At 70.0% G+C, this 9,680-nt stretch carries 9 protein-coding genes; 2 read left to right on the plus strand and 7 right to left on the minus strand.

Translation table 11 applies throughout. The annotated features are described in order from the left end of the window. The 3 genes from AB7U92_RS14745 to tadA all read right to left on the minus strand — a co-directional run. On the minus strand, positions 1–1,436 hold a 1,436-nt coding region (locus AB7U92_RS14745), incomplete at its 3' end, for an ABC transporter substrate-binding protein (protein WP_428578196.1). Between the two features lie 224 nt (positions 1,437–1,660). Further along, positions 1,661–2,578: an LD-carboxypeptidase gene (locus AB7U92_RS14750; protein ID WP_428578199.1), complete on the minus strand. Its 918-nt coding sequence runs from the start codon at positions 2,576–2,578 to the stop codon at positions 1,661–1,663. Further along, positions 2,575–3,138 carry a tRNA adenosine(34) deaminase TadA gene (gene tadA, locus AB7U92_RS14755; RefSeq protein WP_428578218.1) on the minus strand — a complete coding sequence of 188 codons (564 nt, stop codon included), beginning with the start codon at positions 3,136–3,138 and terminating at the stop codon, positions 2,575–2,577. Before tadA ends, AB7U92_RS14750 begins: the two co-directional genes overlap by 4 nt. 191 nt (positions 3,139–3,329) lie before the next feature. Here tadA and AB7U92_RS14760 point away from each other — a divergent pair, with 191 nt between their 5' ends. Together AB7U92_RS14760 and AB7U92_RS14765 are read left to right on the plus strand one after the other, a co-directional pair. Continuing rightward, positions 3,330–3,929, plus strand: a complete 600-nt coding sequence (locus AB7U92_RS14760) for a DUF72 domain-containing protein (RefSeq protein ID WP_428578201.1) — start codon at positions 3,330–3,332, stop codon at positions 3,927–3,929. Positions 3,930–4,014: 85 nt separating this feature from the next. Continuing rightward, positions 4,015–4,767, plus strand: coding sequence for a hypothetical protein (locus AB7U92_RS14765; RefSeq protein ID WP_428578204.1), 753 nt, complete (start codon positions 4,015–4,017; stop codon positions 4,765–4,767). Positions 4,768–4,846: 79 nt separating this feature from the next. Here the strand turns inward: AB7U92_RS14765 and AB7U92_RS14770 are convergent, their stop codons facing one another. From AB7U92_RS14770 to AB7U92_RS14785, 4 genes are all read right to left on the minus strand, one after another. Next, a complete protein-coding gene (locus tag AB7U92_RS14770; protein ID WP_428578207.1) occupies positions 4,847–5,848 on the minus strand; it encodes a galactitol-1-phosphate 5-dehydrogenase in 1,002 nt (333 codons plus the stop codon). Continuing rightward, a complete protein-coding gene (locus tag AB7U92_RS14775) occupies positions 5,845–7,149 on the minus strand; it encodes an aminotransferase class III-fold pyridoxal phosphate-dependent enzyme (protein WP_428578209.1) in 1,305 nt (434 codons plus the stop codon). Before AB7U92_RS14775 ends, AB7U92_RS14770 begins: the two co-directional genes overlap by 4 nt. 46 nt (positions 7,150–7,195) lie before the next feature. Beyond that, positions 7,196–8,758 carry a choline-sulfatase gene (gene betC / locus AB7U92_RS14780; RefSeq protein ID WP_428578212.1) on the minus strand — a complete coding sequence of 521 codons (1,563 nt, stop codon included), beginning with the start codon at positions 8,756–8,758 and terminating at the stop codon, positions 7,196–7,198. 19 nt (positions 8,759–8,777) lie between these two features. Beyond that, positions 8,778–9,680: Bug family tripartite tricarboxylate transporter substrate binding protein (locus AB7U92_RS14785; RefSeq protein ID WP_428578215.1), on the minus strand; the 903-nt coding region annotated here is incomplete at its 5' end.

Here is a 9,680-nt window from a genome sequence, read left to right on the forward strand (position 1 = left end):
CGCGAACCGAACACGCCGGGAGGCACCGGCCCATGGGCGGCCACGCCACCCTTGTTGCGGAAGATGCGGCCGTAGCCCTCCTCCCAGTCGATCGCGATCGACAGCGCATGGCGCAGCTTGCGGTTCCTCGCCTGCTGCTCCGGCGTGTCGCCCTTGCCCACCACCGGGTCGAGCCAGTTGAAGCCGAGGTACCAGTTGTTGATGTCGGTGGTCTGCGGGAACAGGAAGCCGCGCGCCTCGAAGTCGCGCCGCACCTTGTCGGAATCCTCCATGTCGGCGCGGAACTGCACGCCCCACTCCGGGCGCTCGATCTCGGGCACGTCGAGGTAGCCCTGCTTGAACATCTCCTTGCGCGGCACCGCCTCCTTGACGATGGTGGAGACGATGGTGTCGATGAACGGCATGGTCTTGCCGCAGTCGTCGAGCAGGCCCTTCTCCCTGTCGCCCGGCTCGCCTTCGCAGGGATAGGGTTCGCCGCGGAAGTTGGGGTTGCGCTTCATCACGTGCCGGCGGTCCTGCACGTACTCGGTCATCATGTACGGGCCCGTGCCCACCGGCCACTTCACCAGCGACAGGCCATTCGCGTTCATGCCCGGCTGCGAATAGAAGGCATCGGCCTCCCAGGGCTCCGGGGCGGAGAAGGTCATCGCCAGCCAGTACTTCCACTGCGGATACTTGCCCTTGATGCGAAAGCGCACCGTGTGGCTGTCGGGCGCCGTGACGCCGGCCAGCGGCCAGCGGCGGAAGTCGAGGAAGGGCTTGTCGGGGCTGGACGCCGGCAGGCCTTGCAGCAGCTTGGCGTCCTCGGTCTTGATGAGCGCCGCGTAGTCCTTCAGCCCGACCACGTACTCCGAGAAGATGGCGAAGATCGGCGCCTCGATGCGCGTGGTGGCGTGGCGCTTGAAGGCGTAGACGTAGTCCTCGGCAACCAGTTCGCGCGTGCCCTGCTTCTCGAAGTCCCACGGCGAGCGCTTGTCGCCCACCTGCGCGGGGGTGAGATGGTGGTAGAGGTACTCGCCCTTGTCGTTCTTCGCGAAAGCCGGGTGCGGCGCGAAGTGGATGCCCTTCTTCAGCCGCACATCGTAGATGCTCTCGGCGATCTGCTCGGCCGGCGCGTCGTCGGGCAGCGGCTGCCCGGCCTTGTCGACGTAGCGCGGGTGCACCACCGCCTCGGCCGTCTTCGGGATCAGCTCGTAGGGCCGCTTGAGGTAGTGGTAGGCGTACAGCGGCTCGTACGCCGAGTAGGTATACGGCGTCTCGGGGTTGCTGTACGAGGCGGTGGGGTCGAGGTAGCGCGGCGAGCGCTCGTCGAAGGAGTTGAACAGCGTGTTGGTGGCGGCGGCGCCGTCCGGGTACGGACTGTTGTTGCAGGCGGCCAGCACCAGCGACAAGGTCACTGCCAACCGCGCGCCCCACCCTCTCATCGGACCGTGCATGCGGTCGTCCCCTTCGTCGATCGGGAGCGCGCCGCAGGCTTGTCGCGGCCGCCCCCTCAAAAGAATCTGCCCCCGACGGGCACCGGCTTGTGGCCGGGCCGCCGAAAGGCAGTCGCGGATGATAAGCGCGCGGCCAGGGCCCCCGCTCAGGGTTTCACCGGCCGCGCCCCCTGGAACACGGGGACTGAGTGCCGATTAGAGCGGCGACTCCAGCGCACGCGGGCTCACCAGCCCATGAGCACGTCGCGTGCCTGCACGACCAGTTGCACCCGAGCGCCCACCGGCAGCGTGACCTTGGTCGGCACGTGGCCGAACGGCAGCCCGGTGAGGATCGGCGTGCGCGTCACGCGGCGCAACGTTTCGATCACGGTCTTCAGGCCGTAGCCCCGATCCAGCGGTGACTTCTTCCAGTCGCTGAACGCTCCCAGAAGGATCGCCTTCTGCGCATCGAGCACGCCGGCCTGGTGCAACTGCAGCAGGCTGCGTTCGACGCGATAGGGATGCTCGTTGACGTCTTCGAGGAACAGCACGCCGCCCTTGATGCGTGGCAAGTGCGGCGTGCCGAGCAGCGAGTTCACCATGCACAGGTTGCCTCCCCAGAGCACACCCTTGACGTCAAGGCCATCGAAGCCCGCCTCGGTGCGAAAGCCCACGGCCTCCAGCTCACCGCTCATCGCCTCGGCGAAGCAATCGCGCGTGACCTCGTCGACGGCCGGCGCCGCCTTCTCGCCATGCTCCTCGGCCAGCCGGCCGAAGTCGTAGCACGCCATCGGGCCGGCCCAGGTCACGCCCTTGGCATGCGCCAGCAGGCCGAGCTGCAGCACGGTGAGGTCGCTGTGGCCCACCCAGCGCGTGCCGCCCTCCACGCTGCGCGCCACGAGCTTCCAGTCGATGCGGTCGAGCAGACGCGTGAGCCCGTAGCCGCCGCGCGTGGCCATGGCGATGTCCGGCGCGGCCCGGGCCACGCGGTGGATCGCGGCCAGCCGAATCTCGTCGTCGCCGCCGAAGCGCTGGTGGCGTGCCAGGGCGGCTTCGTCGAGCGCGACCGAGTAGCCGAGCTCGCCGAGCCGGCGCGCAGCCAGGCGCAGCGGCCGGGCCGCGGCGACGACACCCGAGGGCGTGAACAGGGTGAGCTGCGTCATGAGTTGCCCGCCGGTGGCGGCAGGTCGAGCTCGATGGCTTCGCCGGCCGGGATGGTGTCGGGGGCGTCGGCATCGGCCTGCGCCTCGGCCGTGCGATCACCACGACGCTGCCGGTACTGCTCGCGCCGCTCGGCGAAGAATTCGCGCAGCACCTGACCGCAGTCGTGGGCCAGCACGCCGCCGACGACCTCGGTGTGGTGGTTGAGCTGGCGGTTGGCGAACAGGTCGACCACCGAGCCGGCCGCGCCGGTCTTGGGGTCGAAGGCGCCGAACACCACGCGCTTGAATCGCGCGTGCATCAGCGCCATCGCGCACATCGCGCAGGGCTCGAGCGTGACGTAGAGCTCGCACTCGGGCAGGCGGTAGTTGGCCAGCAGCGTGGCGGCGTGGCGCAGCGCCACGATCTCGGCATGCGCCGTCGGGTCGTGCTCGGTGATCGGTCGGTTGTAGCCGGTGGCCACCACCTGGCGGCCGGCCGGCGTGTCGCGCACGATCACGGCGCCCACCGGCACCTCGCCCACCAGCCAGGCGTTGCGGGCCTGGTCGATGGCGATGCGCATGGCCTGTTCGTCCTTCGGGTCGATCACGCGAGCCGCCTCCTTTGGCTGCGCATTCTCGCCGCAAACGCCAGGCTTGCCGGCCATGCAGGAGGCGATGTTCGCGGAGCCCGAGGGCGCACACATGGGCACCTCATCGTGGACCTTTCCCCGGCTGGGCCGGACTGGTCTATGCCAGCCGTGCCACCCAGGAGGTGCTGGCACGCCACGGACTGGCCGCCCACGTCCGCCATCCACTGCTGGGCACGGTGAGCGTGGCCCGCGTGTTCTACCGGCCGCTGGAGCCCGGCCAGTACGCGGCTTGTGCGCAGCAGGTGCCGGACGACTTCCGATGCGTCGACAAGGCGCCGGCCCTGATCTGCGACGCCTCGATCCGTGAGCCGGGCGGCCGGGGCACCCGGCCCACTCCGCACTTTCTCGACCCGCAGGCGGCGCTGCAGGAGGTGGTGCGCCCGGCGCTTCAGGGGCTGCGCGACAAGCTCGGCGTGCTGGTCTTCCAGGCCGGGCCGGCCCGCAGCTGTCGAGTGCGCGACGCCGCCCGGCTCGGCCCGGGCTTCGCCGCCGCGCTCCGTGCACGCGGCGCCACCCACTACCTCGGCCTGCATACGCGCCTGCCGCCGATCGACGAACAGCTGCCGATGCTGCGAGCGCTGTGGCCCGGCCCGCCGGTATGCCGCCGGAACCTACACTGCCGCTACGGCGCGCAGGGCCATGAAGCGGCGAAGAGCGGCCACGAACCCTACGACCGCCCGGTCGACCCGGACCCGGCCACGCGCGCGGCTGGATCGACTTGAAGCGACGATGCGGAAACAACATGTTTCCTTTAAGGCGCTTCTCATCTTGAAGGCCTACCGTGGCACGCGACACCTCACTCGACGCATGCGATTCACACCCGTGCCCCCCCGATCGGCCAGCCCCACCACGCAGCCTCTGACCGAGCCGGCAACCCAGTTCGACACGGTGACGGCTTCCTGCGGAGATTCGTTGCCGGTGTCGGGATGGTTCACCGACGAGAGTTCAACGGGAGTGGTGTCCACGCTCAGCGGCACACTCCAGGACGACGTTGCGCGCTTCCTCCAGACACCGGAGCCGACCGATCTGCTGCCCGTGCTCGCGGCCAGCATCCGGCACTCGAAGGCGCTGGCCATGCATCTGGTGATCGATGCGCAACCGGTGCGGCTCGTCACCCTGCCCCGCATGCAGGGCTTCGCCTGCGACGTGCAGTTCTTCGGCCTGACCGATCAGCAGGTGCGCGAGCTCCGGCTGCAGCGCGTGGACGAGGGCTCGCACGCCAACTTCGACATCACGGGTTTTCGGCGCGGCATGATCGGCGACATGGTCTGGCGCTTCGCGCTGCACGGCTCGCGAGGGCAACTGCTGCCCGAGATCGCGGGGCCACTGGCCTATCGCACGGTGGGCCGGCCGGAACGCGAAGCGCTTGCGGTTCCCGGCGTGCATGCCATCCTGCAGCGGCTGTCAGGCCCGCCTGTCACCCTGTCGGAGCTCACACGACAGACGAGCGACGCAGATCTGGTGCGGCGCGTGCTCAATGCCCTCTATCTTCGATCGTCGCTCATCGTCACCCGAGCCTGCACACCCCGCACACGCCACCATGCATCGCTGTGGCGTTGAGGGGATCCCGTCAAGCGACGCGATGCCGGCGCACGATCGCCCGTCGATTCGGTGATCGATATCCGGGTGGGCCGCGTGATCAGGGCCGCAGCAGCACCTTGGCCGAGGCGCAGCGCCCCTGGTCGAGGTCGATGAAGGCCTGGGCGCCCTGCTCGAGCGGGCGCTCCTCCACCCAGGCGAGGTCGCCGAAGGCACCGCGCGCGAGCGCGGCCACGGTGGCGCGCAGGTCGGCCGTGGTGTAGGTGTAGGTGCCCAGCAGCGTGATCTCGGCCAGCGTGAGCTTGCGCATGTCGATCTCGCTGGCCCAGTCCTGCAGCCCGACGTGCATCACCACGCCGCCCGGCTTGACGGCGGCGATGGCCTGGTTGCGCGTCGGCTTCGCGCCGACGGCGTCGATCACCACGTCGAACGACGACTCGGGCAGCGGCGACTCGCGCGGGTCCACCGTGGTGGCGCCGGCATGCCGGGCCACGGCCTCGCGGCGCAGCGGGTTGAGTTCGGCCAGCGTCACCTGTGCGGCGCCGAGGTGGCGCAGCAGCAGGGCCGAGAGCATGCCGATCGCCCCGCCGCCGATCACCAGCACGCGGCATTCGTGCATCGGCCGCAACAGCGCGCGCATCACCAGGTTGACCGCGTGCCACGCCGTGGCGGCGGGCTCGGTGAGCGCCGCCGCGCGGGCCGGCAGGTCCTGCGGCATCGCGATCAGCGAGGCGGCCGGGATGCTCATGTACTCGGCGAAGGCGCCGGCGCGCGTCATGCCCACCATGGTGCGGTTCGCGCACAGGTTGTTGCGGCCCTGCACGCAGTATTCGCAGGTGCCGCAGGTGATCAGCGGGTTGCCGGTCCAGCGCGTGCCGACCTCGAAGCCGGTGGCGGCGCTGCTGGCGATGCGGCCGACGAACTCGTGCCCGAGCACCAGCCCCGGCTTGCGACGCGGGTCGTGGCCGTGCCAGGCGTGCATGTCGGAGCCGCAGATGCCTACCGCCTCGATCTGCAGCACGACCTCGCCCGGCATCAGCTCGGGCATGGGCAGCTCGCGCAGCTGGGTTTCGTTCGGTGCGGTGTAGACGAGGGCCTTCATGACGGGGTCTCCGGCAGGGATGCAGTGGCGACGATGGCCGCGCGCAGGGCCTCGACCATGCGGTCGACCTGCGCGGGCGTGGAAACGAAGGGAGGCGCGAGCACCAGCGTGTCGCCGGGGGCGCGCGTCAGCACGCCGTGATCGAACGCGGCGGCCTGCGCCGCGGCCCCTCGCCGGCCTGGTGCGCCAGGCGCCGGGGCGAGCTCGATGCCGGCCGCCAGGCCGATGTTGCGGATGGCGACCACGCCGGGCGCGTCGGCGAGCGAGTGCACGGCGTTCTCGAAGTGCGGCGCCAGGGCCGCGGCGCGTTCGCACAGTGCCTCGGTCTCGATCACGTCGAGCATTGCCAGCGCCGCAGCACTGGCGAGAGGATGGCCCGAGCAGGTGTAGCCGTGCATCAGCTCCGAAAGGTGCGGCGGGCCCTGCATCAGCGTGTCGTGGATCTCGCGGCGAACCAGCACGCCGCCCATCGGCGCGGCGCCATTGGTCACCGTCTTGGCGAAGACGATCATGTCGGGCACCACGCCGAAGGCCTGCGTCGCGAACATCGCGCCCAGGCGCCCGAAACCGGTGATCACCTCGTCGAAGACGAGCAGCAGGCCGTGGCGGTCGCAGATCTCGCGCAGACGCTGCAGGTAGCCGAGCGGCGGCACCAGCACGCCTGTCGAGCCGGCCATCGGCTCGACGACCACGGCCGCGATGGACGACGCATCGTGCAGCGGCACGATGCGGGTCTCGAGTTCGTCGGCCATCTCCGCGCCCGACTCCGGCTGGCCGCGCACGAAGGCCTGGGTGGCCGGATCCCAGGTGGATCGCAGGTGATCGCTGCGCAGCAGGCTGGTGCCGAAGGCGCGGCGGTTGTTCGTCATGCCGCCGACCGAGATGCCACCGAAGCCGACGCCATGGAAGCCGCGCTCGCGGCCGACGAACAGGTTACGCTGGCCCTCGCCGCGCGCGCGCCAGTAGGCCAGCGCGATCTTCATCGCCGTGTCGCAGGCCTCCGAGCCGCTGTTGGTGAGGAACACGCGGTCCAGCCCGGGCGGAGCGACCGAAGCCAGCCGCTCGGCCAGCGCGAACGCACCCGGGTGCCCGACCTGGAAGTTCGACGCGAAGTCCAGCGTGTCGATCTGACGTTTCATCGCCTCGGCGATGCGAGGATGGCGGTGCCCGGCGCCGACGCACCACAGGCCGGAGGTGCCGTCGAGCACCTCGCGGCCGTCCGCGGTGCGGTAGGACACGCCTTCGGCCGAGACCACCAGACGCGGCTGCGCCTTGAACTGCCGGTTTGGCGTGAACGGCATCCAGAAAGCGTCGAGGCCGGGCCTCACGGTCGCCATGCGGAGGACCTCAACGTTTGCGCGGATGGTCCGGCGGCACGGCCGGCACGAAGGGGAAACGCCGCTTGGCCTTGGTGGCGGTGGTATTCGGATCGACCGCGCCGCGCACGAACTGGCGCGACGCATCGTTCGGCGGCTGGAAGTCCCAGGCGGTCCAGCGGCCCTGGAGCAGCGCCTCCTGGGCGAACAGCCGGCGCCGCTGCGACTCGAGCACGTCACGCTCGATGCCGGCGTAGTCCCAGCGGGCGTGCACCTCGGCATGCATCGCCTGTTCCCTCGCCGCGTGCGCCGCCGTGCCGGCGAGGTTGACGATTTCGTCGGGATCGCTCTTCAGGTCGAACAGCATCGGCGGATCGGTGCGGCAGTGGACGTACTTGAACCCGTCGCGGACCAGGATGCACGCCGGCGCGCAGACGCCTTCGCCGAGGAACTCGATCCGCGTGGTGTCTTCCCGCGCCGCGTTGTCCCCGGCGAGCATGCCGGCGAGGCTGGCCCCGTCCAGCGGATCGATCGGGTCCACGCCCCGGCCCTCGCTGGCCAGGTCGTTGAAGGTCGGCAGCAGGTCGAGCAGCGAGACGGCCTTCTCCTCGCGATGGCCGCGCTTCACGCCCGGGCCGCTGGCGATCATCGGCACGCGCACCGACCACTCGAAGGGCTGGAACTTGAACCACGAGCCCCGCTCGCCCATCATCTCGCCGTGGTCGGCGATGACGAACACCACCGTCTGCTCCGTCTGGCCGATGCGGTCCAGCACGCCGAGCACTCGGCCCACCAGCGAGTCGAAGTACGAGGTCATCGCGTAGTAGGCATGGCGCGCCGTGCGGACGTGCGCCTCGGTGATGTCGTGCTCGTCGGCGCGGATGGTCAACGCATAGCGCTGCGACCACGGGTCGCGCTGGTCGAAGGGGATGAACGGCACACGCGGCAGGTCGATCTGCGCGTGGTCGTACAGATCCCAGAACTCCTTCGTGGTGATGAACGGGTTGTGCGGATGCGTGAACGACGCCCACAGCAGGAACGGCCGCCGGTCGCTGTCGCGCGCCCAGTCGAACAACCATTGCTGCGCGTGGTAGGCCACGTGTTCGTCGTAGTCGATCTGCAGGTTGCGTTCGCACAGGCCCGCCTCGACGATGGAGCGCAGGCTCATCCGCGACGGCGAGTACGGCTCGTCGGTCTTCGTCCAGTCGGCGGTCCAGCCGTAGTCGGAGGGATAGATGTCGGTCGTCACCCGTTCCTCGAAGCCATGCAGCTGGTCGGCGCCGATGAAGTGCATCTTTCCCGACAGGCAGGTGCGGTAGCCCTGGTGCCGCAGGTAGTGGGCGAGGGTCGGGGTGGCCGACGGGAACTCGCCGGCGTTGTCGTAGGCGCCCACCGCCGACGACATGCGGCCGGTCAGCATGGAGGCACGCGACGGCGCGCACACCGGGTTGTTGCAGTAGGCGTTGACGAAGGTGACGCCTCGCTCGGCCAGGCGGCTGAGGTTCGGCGTGATGACCATGGGCTTGCCGTACATCGGCAGCACCTTGGCGGTGAGCTGGTCGGCCTGGATGACCAGGATGTTGGGTTGCGACATGCAAATCCTCCGGCGCGGGTCACTCGACCTTGATGCCGGCGCTGCGGGTGATCTGCACCCAGCGCTGGTGCTCGGCCCTCACGAAGCTGGAGAAATCCGCCACCGAGCTGCCCACCGGCTCGTCGCCCATGGTCGCCAGCGAGCGTTGCACTGCCTCGCTCTTCAGCGCGGCCGCGGCCGCACTGTTGAGCTGCTCGACGATGTCCGCCGGCGTTCCGGCGGGGGCGAACAGGCCGAACCAGGTGACGACGTCGACGCCGGGCGTGCCGGCTTCCGCCATCGTGGGCAGGTCGGGCAGCGCGGCCAGCCGACGTTCGCCGGTGACGGCCAGGGCCTTGATCTTGCCGCCGCTGATCAACGGCATGACCAGCTGGGTGTTGCCGATGATGTAGGAGACCTCGCCGGCCATCAGGGCCGTCATCGCCTGGCCGCCGCCGCGGTACGGGACGTGCTGAACGTTGATGCCCGCCGCCGACTTGAAGAGTTCACCGGCCACGTGGAGCGCCGTGCCGTTGCCGGTGGACGCATAGTTGATCGTGCCGGGGCTGGCCTTGGCGGCCGCCACCAGCTCACGCACGCTGCCCGCCTTGAACTGCGGCCCGACCGCGAGCACGAGCGGGCCGCGCGTCAGCTGGGTGATCGGCGCGAAGTTGGCCAGCGGGTCGTAGCTGAGCTTGGGGTAGATGCCGGCCGCGATGGCGTGGGTGGCCACCGATCCGAGCAGGATCGTGTAGCCGTCCGGCGCCGCCCGGGCCACGTTGCCGGTACCGACGGTTCCTCCGGCACCCGGCACGTTCTCCACCACCACCGCCTGCCCGAGGATCTTGCGCATGCCCTCGGCCATCGGCCGGGCCACGGCATCGAGCGCCCCTCCGGCGGGAAACGGCACGACCAGGGTGATCGGCTTGGTCGGATAGGCCTG

Origin of the sequence: Piscinibacter sp. (assembly GCF_050175855.1) — a bacterium.
In the GTDB taxonomy this organism is placed as follows: domain Bacteria; phylum Pseudomonadota; class Gammaproteobacteria; order Burkholderiales; family Burkholderiaceae_C; genus Piscinibacter.

Coding starts and splice junctions, on each gene's coding strand:
- AB7U92_RS14750 (WP_428578199.1), bottom strand. CDS start 2,578: ATGACGCAGCTCACCCTGTTCACGCCCTCGGGTGTCGTCGCCGCGGCC.
- tadA (WP_428578218.1), bottom strand. CDS start 3,138: ATGCGCATCGCCATCGACCAGGCCCGCAACGCCTGGCTGGTGGGCGAG.
- AB7U92_RS14765 (WP_428578204.1), top strand. CDS start 4,015: ATGCGATTCACACCCGTGCCCCCCCGATCGGCCAGCCCCACCACGCAG.
- AB7U92_RS14770 (WP_428578207.1), bottom strand. CDS start 5,848: ATGAAGGCCCTCGTCTACACCGCACCGAACGAAACCCAGCTGCGCGAG.
- AB7U92_RS14775 (WP_428578209.1), bottom strand. CDS start 7,149: ATGCCGTTCACGCCAAACCGGCAGTTCAAGGCGCAGCCGCGTCTGGTG.
- betC (WP_428578212.1), bottom strand. CDS start 8,758: ATGTCGCAACCCAACATCCTGGTCATCCAGGCCGACCAGCTCACCGCC.